Annotated in this window: 15 protein-coding genes; 10 read left to right on the forward strand and 5 right to left on the reverse strand. The window is 38.8% G+C overall.

Annotated features, from left to right (window positions below; translation table 11 throughout):
- The first annotated feature begins 29 nt into the window (after positions 1-29).
- Genes ricT through MV676_RS07050 form a run of 3 tightly spaced genes read left to right on the forward strand, consistent with a single transcriptional unit; the run spans position 30 to position 2,516 of the window.
- The gene (gene ricT, locus MV676_RS07040) at positions 30-959 is read left to right on the forward strand and encodes a regulatory iron-sulfur-containing complex subunit RicT (RefSeq protein WP_297446181.1); all 930 of its coding nucleotides are present in this window, start codon (positions 30-32) and stop codon (positions 957-959) included.
- Positions 922-1,722 (forward strand): radical SAM protein, encoded by an 801-nt coding sequence (locus tag MV676_RS07045; RefSeq protein WP_297446183.1) that lies wholly within the window; start codon positions 922-924, stop codon positions 1,720-1,722. The genes ricT and MV676_RS07045 overlap by 38 nt, the downstream gene beginning before the upstream one ends.
- Positions 1,723-1,724: 2 nt before the next feature.
- On the forward strand, positions 1,725-2,516 hold the full coding sequence (locus MV676_RS07050; protein WP_022847061.1) for a hypothetical protein: 792 nt from the start codon (positions 1,725-1,727) through the stop codon (positions 2,514-2,516).
- Between the two features lie 27 nt (positions 2,517-2,543).
- Here MV676_RS07050 and MV676_RS07055 read toward each other — a convergent pair whose 3' ends face one another.
- From MV676_RS07055 to MV676_RS07070, 4 genes are read right to left on the reverse strand one after another with little or no spacing between them, the layout of a single operon-like run.
- On the reverse strand, positions 2,544-2,939 hold the full coding sequence (locus tag MV676_RS07055; protein WP_297446186.1) for a family 16 glycoside hydrolase: 396 nt from the start codon (positions 2,937-2,939) through the stop codon (positions 2,544-2,546).
- Between the two features lie 7 nt (positions 2,940-2,946).
- The gene (locus tag MV676_RS07060; RefSeq protein ID WP_297446188.1) at positions 2,947-3,843 is read right to left on the reverse strand and encodes a lysylphosphatidylglycerol synthase transmembrane domain-containing protein; all 897 of its coding nucleotides are present in this window, start codon (positions 3,841-3,843) and stop codon (positions 2,947-2,949) included.
- Positions 3,830-4,795 (reverse strand): glycosyltransferase family 2 protein, encoded by a 966-nt coding sequence (locus MV676_RS07065; protein ID WP_297446189.1) that lies wholly within the window; start codon positions 4,793-4,795, stop codon positions 3,830-3,832. The genes MV676_RS07060 and MV676_RS07065 overlap by 14 nt, the downstream gene beginning before the upstream one ends.
- Positions 4,792-6,342 carry a glycosyltransferase family 39 protein gene (locus tag MV676_RS07070; protein WP_297446192.1) on the reverse strand — a complete coding sequence of 517 codons (1,551 nt, stop codon included), beginning with the start codon at positions 6,340-6,342 and terminating at the stop codon, positions 4,792-4,794. The genes MV676_RS07065 and MV676_RS07070 overlap by 4 nt, the downstream gene beginning before the upstream one ends.
- Before the next feature lie 87 nt (positions 6,343-6,429).
- Between MV676_RS07070 and MV676_RS07075 the strand changes: the two genes are divergently transcribed.
- The 4 genes from MV676_RS07075 to MV676_RS07090 are packed head-to-tail and all read left to right on the forward strand — an operon-like array spanning position 6,430 to position 10,094.
- Entirely contained in the window at positions 6,430-6,699 is a 270-nt protein-coding gene (locus MV676_RS07075) for a hypothetical protein (protein WP_022847066.1), read from the forward strand.
- A complete protein-coding gene (locus MV676_RS07080; protein ID WP_027720031.1) occupies positions 6,662-8,206 on the forward strand; it encodes a glycosyltransferase family 39 protein in 1,545 nt (514 codons plus the stop codon). Before MV676_RS07075 ends, MV676_RS07080 begins: the two co-directional genes overlap by 38 nt.
- Positions 8,207-8,244: 38 nt before the next feature.
- Positions 8,245-9,273 (forward strand): succinate dehydrogenase/fumarate reductase iron-sulfur subunit, encoded by a 1,029-nt coding sequence (locus MV676_RS07085; RefSeq protein WP_297446198.1) that lies wholly within the window; start codon positions 8,245-8,247, stop codon positions 9,271-9,273.
- On the forward strand, positions 9,270-10,094 hold the full coding sequence (locus MV676_RS07090) for a CoB--CoM heterodisulfide reductase iron-sulfur subunit B family protein (RefSeq protein WP_297446201.1): 825 nt from the start codon (positions 9,270-9,272) through the stop codon (positions 10,092-10,094). Before MV676_RS07085 ends, MV676_RS07090 begins: the two co-directional genes overlap by 4 nt.
- Positions 10,095-10,305: 211 nt before the next feature.
- On the opposite strand, the gene recG is transcribed toward MV676_RS07090, so the two are convergent.
- A complete protein-coding gene (recG, locus tag MV676_RS07095; RefSeq protein ID WP_297446204.1) occupies positions 10,306-12,756 on the reverse strand; it encodes an ATP-dependent DNA helicase RecG in 2,451 nt (816 codons plus the stop codon).
- Between the two features lie 66 nt (positions 12,757-12,822).
- On the opposite strand from recG, the gene MV676_RS07100 reads away from it, so the two are divergent.
- The 3 genes from MV676_RS07100 to MV676_RS07110 form a co-directional block, all read left to right on the forward strand.
- Positions 12,823-14,517: a tetratricopeptide repeat protein gene (locus MV676_RS07100; RefSeq protein WP_297446207.1), complete on the forward strand. Its 1,695-nt coding sequence runs from the start codon at positions 12,823-12,825 to the stop codon at positions 14,515-14,517.
- A 62-nt stretch (positions 14,518-14,579) separates the two neighbouring features.
- Positions 14,580-14,885: a YtxH domain-containing protein gene (locus MV676_RS07105; protein WP_022847071.1), complete on the forward strand. Its 306-nt coding sequence runs from the start codon at positions 14,580-14,582 to the stop codon at positions 14,883-14,885.
- Positions 14,882-16,025, forward strand: a 1,144-nt coding sequence (locus tag MV676_RS07110) for a UDP-N-acetylmuramoyl-L-alanyl-D-glutamate--2,6-diaminopimelate ligase (RefSeq protein WP_297446211.1), incomplete at its 3' end; no start/stop codon positions are given. The genes MV676_RS07105 and MV676_RS07110, both read left to right, overlap by 4 nt.

A 16,025-nucleotide genomic window follows, 5' to 3' on the forward strand; every position in this document is an offset into this window, starting at 1 on the left:
AACTGCCACTAACTTTCAGGAGATAGCCAATGAAAACCGTCTTAAAGTTCAAATACTTAGACACCGAAAAAATAGGACTCGCACTTGCAACAGATGGATTTAATGCTAACTACAATGAAAAAGTTGTTGTCGAAACGGATAGAGGTGTTGAAATAGTTAAGGTTTTGGGTGTTTATGAAGTGAGCGATGAAACTTTTGAAAGTTTTGGATTTAAGGAAGAAAGTACCTTCAAAGTTCTTAGAAAACCAACAGAGGAAGATTTGAAAAAATTCAGAGAGAACGAACAGTTCTGTACAGAAGCTATTCCGGTATGTAAAGAAAAAATCAAAAAACATGAACTTCCCATGAAACTTGTTAAAGCCTACACAACTTTGAACAGAGAAAGGCTCGTTTTCTACTTCACATCAGAAACCCGCGTCGACTTTAGGCAACTTGTAAGAGACCTTGCATCACACTTCAGGCTCAGAATAGAGCTGAGACAGATAGGTGTTAGAGACGAAGTGAAAATGATAGGTTCTATGGGAATGTGCGGAAAGGAGTGCTGCTGTAAAGAATACCTCGAATGTTTCGATTCAATCTCTCTATCAATGGCAAGAATCCAGGGACTTCCGCCAAACCCGGCAAAACTTTCAGGCGTCTGTGGAAGGCTCATGTGCTGTCTCAAGTACGAAGAGCCCATCTATCGAATAAGGGAATACCTCCCACAGATAGGGGAAACAATCACAATAAACGGTGTAACTGGAAGGGTGGTTGACGTAAACATCCCGACTGAAACTGTAACACTTGAAATAGATTCAGGCGTAAAAAGGCAGATAGATATAAAAACGTTTATTCCTGAAGATGAATGGGAAAGATACACGGAGGAGGTGAAAAAATTCATAGACGACACATTCAAATGCTTTACAAAGGCAAGCGCAGACCATGAAGCTGAAGAAGAGATACCAGAGCAAGTTGAATAACCTCTTTGTTTATGAAACAGAGGATGGCTACCATGTAGAATCTGTTTTCTACAGAGGTGATACTCTTTGTATATCCACTCAGGTTGGCTGTCCTATTGGATGCTACTTTTGTGCTTCGGGAAGTAGAGGCTTCTTCAGAAATCTATCTGCCGAAGAGATCAAATCACAATTCTTGCTCTTAGAGAAAACGCTTCCAATCAAAGGAATCGCCATAGCCGGTATAGGTGAACCGGCCGCCAACGTGGAATCGGTTCTGGACGCCCTGAACTTTTTCAAACAAAGAAATTTAAAAGTAACCATCACAACAACGGGATTTCCTGAAAGCGGATTTAAAAAGCTTCTCTCATGTGAACACGACGGTATAACATTTTCAATTCACGGCTTTTCAGAAAGGGTCAGAAAAAAACTATTCAAGCTGAACTTTCCTTTTAAAAAAACAGGATCAACATTTATAGACCACATCGAACCCCTGTCAAAGACAAAGAGGAAAAAGTACCAGATCGGTTATCTCTTACTTGAAGAGATAAACGACTCAAAAGAAGAACTGACACAACTTGCAGAGTTTGCCCAAAAATATAGCCTGTCCGTTATGCTCATGATGTACAATCCGGTTGAAACGAGTCCTTTCAAACCCGTATCACCTGAAAAGTATGAGAAATGTTTCAAATTTTTGAGAAAATACGGTATAAGGGTAACTTTAAGCAACAGGTTCAGAACTGACCCGCTTGGCGGATGTGGAACATTAACTATAGCAAGGAATTAAAGATGAACCGTTTTAGTTGTTACGTAGATGTGGAAAGATTCCTTGGTGAACCCGTCAAGGAACTGGCACAGTTTCTATGTTGCCTCAGAAGGGGGAAGAGGTTTGAAACGATTTTTTCAGTTGCGAATTTCTTAAAAAAAGTTAACAAAGTTGGGGACTTTTACCAATTCAAAAACTCACCTGAAAAAATAAAATTCATGGAAGAACTTCCCCTCCCGAAGGAAGACAGAGAAATTCTCTGGAAACTCATCAGCCGCTTTTTCCTGAAACATTGTGAAAACTCATCAGGAATAGAAATCCCCCAAAACGACCTCATTTCCCTCAGAAAAGGCAGGCTTTTTGAAGAAATTATCTACAGAATAGGCCCCGCCAAAAGGTGGAAGGTTGACCTCGTTTCAATGCACTGTCAACCAATGATAAACGGGAGAAAGGCTGACATAAAATGTGGCGATAAGATCATATCCGGCAAAAACTTAGACGTTGTTTTCTGGGGAAAAAACTACGTCGAAGGATACGAGTGTAAGTCCAACGTTGCATTCTTTATACAGCTCGGGATGGGACACGGAGAAAGAGCAAAGAAAATAAGAGACAAAGTGAGATACTTAAATCAACTTGCCATATTTTTAAAGAGACACTTTAGAGAAGCAGAAATAACACTTGCAAGCTTTGCCCCTGACAGAAATTATGAAAAATTTATCCCGGTAATAAAAGAGTGGATTTCTAAATGTGGTGATGAGGACAAAATTCATTTTAAAATAAAAACGATAGAAGATATCTTAAAAGAAGTAGAGTAGCGGGGCCGAAAGCCCCGACGAATACTGTTATTCAAGGTCAACTATTTTTACATTATCTACTTTAACAGGATCAACATCCCTGCTCTTCAAACAGATGAATCCATACCTGTTCAATGCAGGATCGTTATCTGTAATATCAATTACCCCTTTATCATCAACAAATACCTCTATCCTGTTCCCTTTAACTGTCAATCTTACCCTATACCATCCGTTCACCAGCTTTGGCTGAAAGCGGTTTTCCGCAACTTTCACCCTACTGCTACCTGCAAATTTATAAACCGCAACCTTGTTAGATGCATAAAAAGTAACTTCATAACCGGCAGAAGGATTCTCCGAAGCTCTAAAAATTATTCCGACAGATTTATAACCACCGGATTCCTTATCAAAAGCTAAATCAAAATCCTTGTAAGTTTTCCCTGTCAAACATACTTTACTTTGAAAACTTAAAGGAAAGGTACAACCAGCCAGAAAGAGCCGTAAATCCAGACATACACAGGATAAGAGTGTGGAAATAGACTGCGTAAAGAAGAGCCTTTTTAGCATTCATCCCTATAAGAGAAAAGCCACCAACCATTCCAGCTTCAAATGTTCCAAATCCGCCTATGCTGTGTATGGGAAGGACAGTCGTAAATTCTGCAAACGTTGAAACAAAAATAGTTTTAAAAAAGCCAAGCCCGAGATGAGCTGCATTTAGAATAAACATAAACGCTGTGAACTTCAAAATCCATATACAGATAGAGAAGAAAAACATCTGCATTAATTTATCTACCCTGAAAAGAACTGCAGAAGCGATGATTAATTTATCAAAAAAAGGAATTCTTTCCTTAAAAAAGTGTAGAAATTTATAAGCAACAAACAGAGCAATCCCGACAAGAGCAACCGCCAATATGGGGAAGAAAATCAACCTTTTATCAGAAAAAGAAACGGAAAATAGAGAGAATAGAAAGAGAATAGAAAGAGATAAAAGATCAAATACCCGTGCCCCAAAAAGGACAACAGAAGAACGCGTCATATCTATACCGTAAAGCTTCTTCAAAATAAGGGGAAAAGAGGTTTCGCCGGAGCGAAAAGGCATCACATTATTAAAAAACGTGTGAACACCTATAACAGAAGCCATCTCTGAAAGGGGAATCTCTTCAATGTAAAGTTTAAGCCTCAAAGCCCGAAAAATATAAACAAACACGTAGATAAAAAGGGAAAAAGCAATATCCCTGTAACTTAAATCCTTTAACATGCTGGAAATTTGAGAAAATACATCGTACCTATAAAGGATGTATCCAAAAATTACTAAAATTAAAAGGGAAATAACTAACTTACTCTTTCTCACTATTAATAATTCTCCTTATCACGTAGGGTTTTTTACTCTGAGACTCAAAATAGATACGCATGAGAATCTCACTGATAATACCTGTTGTTAACATTTGAAGTCCGGAGATGATGAACATAACCGATATAATAAGAAGAGGTCTGCCTCCTATTGGATGCCCCATAATCTTTATACCCATAAGGTAGGAAAAAAAGACAAGACCAATAAACAGAAGCGTTAAACCTATACCGCCAAAAAAGTGAATCGGTTTCTGCATATACTTTTTAACAAACCAGACATAAAACAAGTCAACAATTACCTTAAAAGTCCTTGAAATACCGTACTTTGACTTACCATACTTCCTTGGATGGTGCTTTACGGGAATTTCTATAATTTTATCCGGAGAAGTAACAGTAGAAACAACGGCAGGTATAAACCTGTGCATTTCACCGTAAAGCCTGACCCTCTTTATCACAGAACTTCTGTAAGCCTTGAGAGAACACCCGTAATCGTGAATTTTTATACCTGTCAACCTTCCTATCAACCAGTTTGCTATCTTGGAAGGAAGTTTTCTTGAAATCGCAGCGTCCTTTCTATTTTTTCTCCAGCCGCTCACAACATCATAGCCTTCTTCTATCTTCTCAAGAAGTCTCGGTATATCCTCAGGATCATTCTGAAGGTCACCATCCATTGTTATAATCACGTCACCACCGGCAAGATCCATTCCAGCCATCATCGCCGGTGTTTGACCAAAGTTTCTTGCAAACTCAATAACTTTTACCTTTTTATCTTTTGCGGCAATTGCCTCAAGCTTTTCAGCAGTTTTATCCGTACTGCCATCATCAACAAAAATTATCTCATAGTCAAGAGGCAGGGAATCAACAACCTTCTTAATACGCTGATAAAGTTCATTAACGTTATCCTCTTCGTTGTAAAGGGGAACAACTATTGAAATCTTTTTTACACCTTTCATCTTTTCTCTCCTGAAGTTATTATTACTAACCTGTGTTTTGTGAGAAGCTCCTGCCTGACATCAACTACCCTGTATGGAACTTTCAACCTTTTGAGCCTGTTTTCCCTCGTAACTATCAGCACATTCTTATCTTTAAGGAGTTCTGCAGCTTTTCTAAAATCTATCTGTGGAATCTTCCCTTCACCGTAATAATAGACAATCTCAGGACTTGTATAGGCAAGCGAATAGACAGAGAGATTCGGATTCTTTAACTTCATATGTCTTAATTCTTTTCCAATTAAAGGCTTTGCCCTGTAAGGTTCAAGAACGGGAAGGGTAACCCATTTAAAGAGAATCATCGTTGATAAAAATCCATAGAGGAGCGGTTTGTACGGCTCTTTGCTTCTAAAGATGAAATAGATAGAAACGGCAATAGGAACAACCATGACTGCTGCAGCCAAGGGCAGTTTTTTCACAGCAAGTGCCGCAGGGACGGCAATAATCAAAAAAAGTAGAAGAACCGCTGTTAGATAGTAAGGAAGCTTTTCTCTATAATTTCTAACATAATAAGCGGTTAAGATTGCAAATGCAGGAAAAGACGGAAGTAAGTAATGTGCAAGTTTAGTGTGAGCTATTTGAAAAAATCCACAAATAATTAGAAACCAGACAACCGCAAACATAAATAAATCATCCACTAATAATTTTTTCCTATCTGTCCAGAACCGGTAAACAGCAAATACAAAAATCACGGAAAACGGAAGGAACATCCATGGATAGTTGACAAAATAGTACCACCACTCGGTCGGATGACCCGGAATTTTAGACGTGAATCTCTCTATGTTGTGGAAGATAATGAAATCCTTAAAGAAAAGGTAACCGTGCTTCTTCAAAATTGCCGCATACCAGGGGGCAACTATGACTGTGAAAATGGCAAAGCCGGAAAACCACGGAATTTTTTTAAATGTTTTTATCAAATCACGTCTTAAAATCAGATAAACAACAGCAACAAGACCGGGAAGAGCAAGTCCAACGGGACCCTTAGTTAACGTTGCAAACCCTGCCGCCGCAAAAGCCGCTAAATAACACCGTTTCCTGTTTTCATGATAGCCGTTATAAAACGCCATAAGAGAAGCGGCTATGAAAAATGTTAAAACTATATCAGGCATAGCCGCCGACGACATCACGATAAAATCAAGAAGAGAAAGTAATATAAGCGAAGACCAAAAAGCAAACTCCTCATCCTTCCACTTTTTAATCCAGAGATACAAAAGTAAAACCAGCGCTACACCAAAAAGAGAAACGAAGAATCTTCCACCAAACTCATTAACATCAAAAAGTTTATAACCTGCAACGATGAGCCAGTAAATGAGAATCGGCTTGTCAAAGCGATATTCGTAGTTGTAGTAAGGGGTTATATAGTCACCACTTTTAACCATCTCGTGAGCAGCCTCAAGGTACTTTGGCTCATCCTTGTCAAAGGCTGAGTAAAAGCCGTTCGGAGCAACAAGTAAAAGGATCGAAACAAGAGCTAAAATTAGAAATTTCCTGTCTTTTAATATCTTCCTCATGTAAACCTCTCTATAGTCTTAAAACGGAACTGATGTAATTATAACTGAGATAGTATAATTCAACGGGAAATATTATGGAGGTTTGAATTGAAATTCAAGAAGCTTCTTAAGTGTTCTAACTGCGGAAACATAGGAGAGTTCGAATACATCGGATCAAGGAACTTGAATAGAAACGGTGAAGTGAAAGAGATAGTGGGCGATAAAGAATTGTGGGTAAGCTATTATAAATGTCCAAACTGCAACATTATAGATATAGAGATGCATCCGTCAGGAGAAAAACCCGACATACCGGAAGAATTTTTCAAAGAGGTGCTGATTGATGAAAAAAGTGAAGAAGAAACTTCCAGCGATAGATAGAAAAACCCTGAATCTGTTTTTAATCATGCTCTTTCTTGCAGGAACGGTGAACCTCTGGCTTTTAACACTCCATCACGAAGAACCGAGGCGGGGTATCGTTGCTCTTGAAATGCTGTTCAGACATAATTTTGTTCAGCCAACTGTACTGATGGTTCCCTACTTTAAAAAACCACCATTACATAACTGGATAACCATTCTATTTGCAGGGTTCAACCCTCACTGGATAAACGAATTCACACTGAGATTTCCATCACTTGTAGCGACAGGTCTAACCGCTCTCTTTCTCTACTACTTTGTAAAAGAAAAACTCGATGAAAGAAGAGCTGTCTTTTCATCAATAATATTTATGACAACGTGGACAGTATTAATAGGTTACTCAACCAAATGTGAACCGGATATGCTGTTTACTTTATTTACATTTCTTTCCATAAGCCTGTGGTACCATTTTTTTGACAAAAATAGAAAATTCATTGCCTGGACTGTGGGATATTTCCTTGCATCTCTTGCACTTTTAACAAAAGGACTGCCGGGAATTCTTTTCTTCATCATTTCCTATATAGTGGTATTGTTTTCAAGAAAAGAGCTGAAAGAACTCCTAACACTTCAGCACATAGCAGGAATAGTAATAGGACTTATGCCATTTTTTTTATGGGTTATGGCAGTGTCTCCAGAAAAAGCGGTTTTAACACTATGGCACGAAGCGGTAAGGAGAACTGCGGTAGACAACCCTGTAACAAAGACATTAAAGGGCATAATCCTGTTCATTCCAAGGTTTATACTTGCCCTATTTCCATGGTCACTATTTGTCATCTATGAAATAATAAAGGATAAAGGCAGGGTAAAAGTTATTGAAAATCCATTCATGAAAGAGATAGCTTTCATAATAATAGCAAATATAACCGTGTATCTTTTCTCACCCGGAACAAGAATGAGATATATAATTCCGCTTATACCGTTTATATCTATCCTGTTAGCAGAAATTTTAAAAGATAAAAAAGTCAATCCTCAGAGGAGCATATCAAACATCCAGTTTTTAATGGATATCCTTCTATTTTTAGGAATTATTACAACAATATGGCTGACACTTCATGCAGAAATAGCTCTAAACTCTACAATTTTCTTCCTCATAGTGGCTTACTTTATCTATTTTTACGCAATGAAAAGGATAGATGTAACAAACTTTATCCTCATGGCAGGTTGCACACTCTTTATAATTAGAGGATTTTATAGCGGTTACTATCTATCAATAGCTGAATTCAAATATCCAAAATATAAAAAAGCAGCCTGGGAAATTTCTACAATTACAAAAGGGGATAAACTATCAACGCTGATACCGGAACTGAAAACGGGATTCTACATCGAGAAATTTAGACAACAGCCTTTACCACTCAAAAGAAAAACAGAACTGGAGAAAGGTGAATTCTTTATCACGGAAAAACCTTTTGACAAGCAGGTAAAAGAGTTTAAATTGGGCAACAGGGTTCTCTACCTATGCAAAAAAGAATAAATTAAGAAAACTACAAATAATGCAAAGAGGTGTGAGCGTTGAAAACCGCTACCTTTCGAGTGTTTAGATTTAATCCTGAAACAGACAGAAAGCCTCAATACCAGGATTACGAAATTCCTATCACAAAAGGAATAACAGTTCTTAAAGGATTAACATACATAAAAGATAACATAGATCCCACACTCGCTTTCAGGGCTTTCTGCAGAAGCGGAATATGCGGTTCGTGTGCCGTAAACATCAACGGGAAACCCCGCCTTGCATGTAAAACACCTATTGAAAAAATCATGGAGGAGTTTAGTTCTAAAACTATTATTATAGAACCCCTCTCAAGATTTAAAATCATAAAAGACCTTGTCGTTGACACAGAAGGTAAAAAAGAAACGATAAAACGCTTTAACCTGTGGCTTGAGGAAAAAGAGCCTCCCAGAGATGCAGAATTTACCGTCTCACCTGAAGAGGTGAAACAGTACGAGAAAGAAACAGACTGCATCCTATGCCTTGCCTGTTGCAGTGTTTGTGAAGCGTTAAAAGAAAACATTCCATTCTCAGGTCCTTTTGCGTTTGTCAGAACCTTCAGGTTTCTGTCAGATTCAAGAGAAAAGGAAGAGATAAAAGAGAAAAGACTTGAAATAGCACTTAACGCCTCCGTATGGTCCTGCCTTCAGTGTCAGAAGTGCGTTGCAGTCTGTCCAAAAAACATTGCACCTGCAGATGATATACAGAAAGTTAGAAGAACACTCGTAAGAAGCGGGAAGAAAGAATCTCCTGGTGCAAAGAAGCTCTCCCACTACCTTAACTGGATATACGCAACAGGACAGATTAACCGCCTATTTTTGCCGGCTGATGTTTACAACAGTGAAAAAGCTGTAAAAGAGTTTATAAAAACGTGCAGAGAACACGGCATTGAAGTGTGGGACATTCCACACCTTCCCGACGGATTCCTGGCGCTGAGAGACCTTATAATCAGGGCACTGGTGGAAGAAGGGGACATTGAAGCAATAGACTTTAAAAAGATACGGAAAATAGACGAAAAGATAGAAGCACTCCTTAAAGGAGAAGAGAAGTGAGAAGAATTGGATTTTATAGAGGCTGCTGTTTTCAGGGACTTGATTTCATCCTGTTTGAAGTCATAAAAAACGTACTCAACAGGTTTAATGTCGAACTTCCCGAATTGAGAAAGACCGTGTGTTGCGGTGGAAATGTCATTGATGAAGAAAGCAGATTTCTATCGGTTTTAATTAACGGCAGAAACATGGCCGCTGCGGAGAAAGAAAACCTTGATCTGTTAATAAGCTGCAACACCTGCTTCATGGTTATAAACAGAGTGAAAAAAGTTCTTGATGAAAATGAAGAAATAAAAGAAAAGATAAACAGAATCCTTAAGGAGGAAGAGCTCACCTACACCGGCAACCTTAAACTCTGGCACATTTTACCCTTCCTGACACGAAAAATTGGTTTTAAAGAAATAGAAAGAGAAGTAAGGAGGAAACTTCCCGTAAAAATGGCACCTTTTTACGGATGCCACCTGAGATATCCTGAAAAGGTCATTAAAAACGGTGAACTTGAAAAGCTTATAGAGGTATGTGGAGGCGTACCAACAGAGTTTGAAGAATCAAACACATGCTGCGGCTACCATGCAATATATACAGACAGGGCAACTGCTCTTAAAAAAATTAAAAAGATTGCTGAAAGTGCGAAAGAAGCCGGAGCAGAAGTAATAGTAACACCATGCCCCTTATGCTTTAAAGCTTTTGATCTCTATCAGGCAGACGCAAAAATAAAAGAAAAACTACCTGTCCTATTTTTACCGGAGATGGTAGCCCTTGCTTTTGGAATGGATGAAATAGAATCAGGGATAAAGTACCACAAAATCCCTGTAGAGATATAAAAACCCCGCCCTTAAAAGGCGGGAACCGTTAATCCTTAATGGGACCAACTATAGCTATGAAAGCCACCAAAATTCCCCACGCCTTAGCTGCAAGAGCAAGAGCATCCATTTTGAACCTCCCCATCTTCTGGTATTAATTGTAATTTACCAGCTATTCTTATATATGTCAAATATTATGGTTGAAATAAAAAAGAAAGAAAGCTTTTATCTATCAAGCAATTTCAACAAAGTTTTCATTTCCCTTAAAGCGGTACTTTATTAAATCCTTAAGGTCATCAAAACCTTCAAGGTTCGGATTTTTCTCAACAAACTCAAAAGCATCTTCTCTTGCCATCTTTAAAAGTTCAAAGTCCCGCCTTAAATCCGCTATTTTAAACTCACCTATACCAGACTGCCTTGTTCCCATAAGTTCTCCGGGACCTCTAAACATAAGGTCCGCCTCTGCAACCTTAAAACCGTCTGTCGTGGCTTCAAGGACTCTCAAACGTTTTATCGCATCTTCACTTACGGTTCTTTTTGTTATGAGAAAACAGAAAGACTGCCTGTCACTCCTGCCAACTCTGCCTCTCAACTGATGAAGCTGGGCAAGCCCGAACCGTTCAGCATGTTCAATTACCATAACAGTTGCCTCAGGAACATCAACACCAACTTCTATAACAGTCGTTGAGACAAGCACATGAAACTCACCGGACTTAAATTTTGACATAACTTCATCCTTCTCTTCCTGTTTCATCCTGCCGTGAAGAAGCCCAACGGAAAAATCTTTAAGCTTCTCACTCCAGAAGTGAAACATCTCTGTTGCTGCCTTAAGTTCAATCTTTTCAGACTCCTCAACAAGCGGATAAACAATGTATGCCCTGTTCCCCTTCAAAAGCTCTTTTCTTAAAAAAGAAACTACCTTTTCCATCTCATCATCAAAAACAATCTTTGTTTTCACGGGTTTGCGTCCTGCTGGCATTTCATCTATAACAGAAACATCAAGATCTCCATAGGCGGTAAGGGCAAGAGTCCTCGGTATAGGCGTCGCTGTCATAACAAGAACATCCGGACGGCTCCCCTTATTTTTAAGTTCCGCTCTCTGCTTGACGCCAAACCTGTGCTGTTCATCAATAATAACAAGACCTAAATTTTCAAACTCCACCTTTTCCTGAATAAGAGCGTGAGTGCCAACAATCACCTTAAAATAGCCCTTTCTTATCGCTTTGAGGGTAGTCTCCTTAGCTTTCGGCGTCATGCTGCCTGTCAAAATTCCAACAGGAATACCAAAGTGAGAGAAAAACTCCTTAAACTTCTTAAAGTGCTGCTTGGCAAGAATTTCCGTCGGTGCCATAACCGCAACCTGATATCCACTCTTTACAGCAAGATAGGCAGCAGCTGCAGCAACAACCGTTTTACCACTACCAACATCTCCCTGAATCAGGCGGTTCATAGGTTTTTCACTCTTCATATCCGCTACTATTTCCTTTAGAACTCTCTCCTGAGCACCAGTTAGACAAAATGGCAGATTCTTCTTAAATTCGTCCAACATCTTTTCCGTTACAGGAAAACCTATACCCTTTTCTTCCTTTATACGTCTTCTCACGAGGGCCAATGCCACCTGGAACAGGAAAAATTCATCGTATATCAAACGCTGCTGATAAGCCGTCTTGAACTCCTGAAGTTCTTCAACAGGTGATGAAGGAAAGTGAACCTCCCATATTGATCGAGATATAGAAGGCAACTTTCTCTTTTTTACTATTTCTCTTGGAAGATACTCCGGAAAACGGAGAAGTGTTTTCTTCACAACAAAGGCTATATCTTTTCTTACAAGGTTCTGCTTCAATCCCTCCATTAGATGGTAAACAGGCAGTATAACGCCAACCTTTGAATAACTCTTTTTCTCTTCAAAAATCTCAACTTCTGGATGAACCATGGTGAAAGAAAGACCACTCCTTTTAACTTTACCGTAAGCTACCACATCCTTTCCCAACTCTCTGGCCTGAGAAAAGAGCTTTTTGTAAAACCCAAAAACTCTCTGCTGCAGAAAGAGAAGCGTTACCTTCCCGTGCCTATCGTAGAGTATAACTTTCAAAAGCTTTTTTCCTCTTTTAGTAACCGTATCTACAATCCCTGCAACCTTTCCTTTTACGAGGGCAGTTTCTCCATCTCTCAGGAGATTTAGAGGCGTTATAGTCGTCCTATCTTCATACCTGAAAGGAACATAAAAGAGAACATCTAAAATGGTGTTAAGACCCAACTTTTTTAACCGTGAAATGGCGTATTTGTTCAACCCCTTCACCGTCTCCGGCGGCTGGAAAAAAGCTTTTAAAGGATACTTTTCCGCTTCCTCTACGAATCCTGAAGAGGATGAGGATACAATCTTTTCTAACTTTTTTTTCTGAACCTCTCTTTCTATCTCTTCAAGAGAAAACCTCAAAACAAAAACTGTATGAAGTTCTTTAATAAGCCGCTTCCTATCACTATCAGAAAGGTACCTGTAACCCTTCAAAAACTTCTCGGCCTTTTCAACAAAAGAGAGTCTCTTTTCTGAAAGAAAAGGTTTTAACTTTGAAAACATTGCAAGGAGAGCTTTATCAGGATCTCTAACCCTATCAAAGTATCTAAAATCCTCTTTTACAAGAAGGGTAAGCAACCTTTTTATGTTCTCCAGGGTTTCCCTCATAAACTTTACCTTTGAAGGTGGTATAATTTGCTATAGTAAAATATCCCTATTTCAGAGGATAACCATATGAAAAAACTTGCCGCTCTGCTATCTGCCTTCATACTTGCATCTTCCTGCGCAACTCAGCAAAAGCCGGTTACAAAACCGCCAAAGTTAACAGAGAAAAAAAACGATGACTTCCTCTACTATTATATGAATTTCTCAATAGCGACAAAGGAAGGAAAGAGAGAAGAAGCAGAAAAGTACCTTGAAAAAGCCCTAAAAGTAAGACCAAACAACACAGAATTAAAACTTACAGCTGCCATGTTTTATGCATCAATCGGCGACCTGAACAAAGCGATAGAAACGGCAAAATCCATAACAAATGAATCTGAAAAATCCCTTAGAATTTTAGGAAAACTCTTCATAATGAACGGCATGAACAAACAAGCGGCACATGTATTTTTAAAACTGACTCAAAAATCTAAAAAACCTGATGATTTTGTAATCTGTGGAAAACTTTTAATAGGTGAAAAGCGGTATGACGAAGCTGCCAAAATACTGGAAAAAGGACTAAAAATCGACCCCGAAAATTCTTTTCTTAACTTCCTGACAGGATACAGTTACTACAAGGAAAAACAGTACAAGAAAGCTGAAAAATACCTTGAAAAAGCTGCAGAATTAAACCCCGAAATAGATGATGCTTACCAGATTCTCGAAACCATTTACCAGAAAAATCACAGTAAAAACATAAAAAGATTTTTTGAAAAGCTGTGCAGGAGAAAAGATGCACCGCTGCCGGCACTTAGAGAACTTGCAAAGATATACATAATAGATGGAGAAAAAGGCAAAGCTGTAAAAATTCTCAACAGAATAGTAGAAAGAGAACCATACAATTTGAAAAACTTAACCCAGGTTGCTACAAGCCTGCTTAACCTGAAAGAGTATAAGAAAGTTATCCCCGTAATAGAGAGAATAACAAAGCTTAATCCTGACAATCCAAACGTTTACTTCCTTTTAGGTCTTGCCTATGAATTAACGGGACAGAAAGAAAAGGCAGTAAAAGCTTATGAAAAATCGTTAGACCTGTTCCCTGAAAACACAACCGTAATTGAGCAGCTTGCAACTTTGTATTTAAGACTTGGAAAAATAGAAGAGGCAAAAGCCTACTTTGAGAGACTATATCAACTTACCAAGAAAAGCGATTATGCTCTTAGAATAGCAGCTATCGCAGATAAAAATGGCAATACCCGGGAAGCTTACAGTTTCCTCAAATCAATTGTAAGCAAGGGAAGTAACGATCCAAGACTCTACTTTTCCCTTGCCGTTTATGCCGACAAACTTGGAAAAGAAGAAGAGGCAGAAAGATATCTGAAAAAGCTTCTGGAAAAGCATCCTGACGACCCGGCAGCCCTCAATTACCTCGCATACCTTTACGCAAACAGAGGTGAAAACCTTCAAGAAGCACTAAAACTGATAAGAAAAGCCCTCAAAAAGAGGCCTGATAATGGCGCCTATATTGACACCTACGGCTGGATACTCTTTAAGATGGGAAAGTATGACAAAGCCTGCAAAGAACTTCAAAGAGCGCTCAAACTTAGCAACGGTGACGCGGTCGTTGAGGAACATTTAGGAGAATGCCTGTACTACAAAGGGGACTGGGATAGGGCAAAAGATCACCTTAAAAGGGCTCTCAAAAAGATGACAAAGAATCCTGAATCAATAGAGGGCGAAGGCAACATAAAATACCGGGCGCAGGAGATACTTAAACGTCTTGAATAGTTGTTCAAATCAGGATAAATCAATAAATTAATTACAGAACAGGAAAGGAAGGAGGATTGCAGATGAAAAAGGGAACGATAATGTTTATTCTTGGAAGCCTCGTTGGAGCAGGGGCAGCCTATCTTGCAACAACAAGGAAAGAAGAGATAATGGAAAAATTGCAGGAACTTCAGGAACAACTTAAAGACAGTGACCTTCCTGAAAGGGCTAAAAAGCTGGTTAAAGAAATAGCTGAAAACATTCAAACACTTGTAATGTCACCAGAAGAAGAACTTTCTGAGGAAGAGAAAAAGGATATTTTAGACGAAGTGGAATCAAAGATTCAAAAGTTAGAAGAAGCGATTAAAGGAGACGAAACAGAAGCTTGAAACTATCACAGTTAATAGAAAAAATAGATATAGAAGCCATTCAATTTGAAGATTGCATCATTCGTGGCATATCAGAAGATAGCCGGCAGATAAAGCCTGGCTATCTTTTTTTTGCGGTGAAAGGTTTTCAGACAGACGGCCATAACTATATTGAAAATGCCATCTCAAAGGGTGCCGTTGCCATTATAGGCACAGACAGAAAAGCACTAAAAAAGGCAGCAGAAAAAGGTGTAACAGCACTTTTAACAAGAGAGATAAGAAAAACAGAAGGCATAATAGCACACCGCTTCTTCGATAAACCTTCAGAAAAACTGAAGTTAATAGGAATAACAGGAACAAACGGGAAAACAACAACTTCTTTCATACTTTACAACGCTTTAAAAAGCGCAGGATTCAAAACAGGACTGATAGGAACAGTTGAATACATAACACCAAATAGCAGAAAAAAGGCAGAAAGAACGACTCCACCGCCGATAGAACTAAACGCTCTTTTAAAACAGATGGTTGATGAAGGTGCTGAATATGTCGTAATGGAAATTTCTTCCCACGCCGTATCACTATCAAGAATAGAGGGACTCACCTTCCAGGGAGGTGTTTTCACAAATCTTTCGCCAGAGCATCTTGACTTTTATCAAAATATATACAACTACTTCCTGGCAAAGTATGGTTTCCTTAAATACATAAACCCGGAGGGATTCTTCCTCACAAACAGTGACGACTTCTTCGGAAGTGTCATAGAGGGAACAAAAACCATCCATAGATTTGAAACTATATCTTACGGAAGATCGGGAAAACTGAAAATAACAGAGATAAAGCCAATACCAAACGGAACACAGGTAAAAGTTACATTTAAAGGAAAAACATTTACGCTAAAAACAAATCTTAAAGGAAAATACAACGCCTACAATGTGACTGCTGCTTTCGGCGCCCTTTTAAAATTAGGATTTGAAAACGCTGAAGACTACTTCAAACAAATAACGGTGCCGGGACGGCTGGAGGAAATCGCACCAGACATCTACATAGATTACGCCCACACGCCGGACGCACTTGAAAACGTCCTTAAAACACTGAAAGAAATATACCCGCACAAAAAACTCACGGTAGTTTTGGATGTGGCGGAAACAGGGATAAGCAGAAAAG

Source organism: Desulfurobacterium sp. (assembly GCF_027028515.1).
GTDB lineage: Bacteria > Aquificota > Aquificia > Desulfurobacteriales > Desulfurobacteriaceae > Desulfurobacterium_A.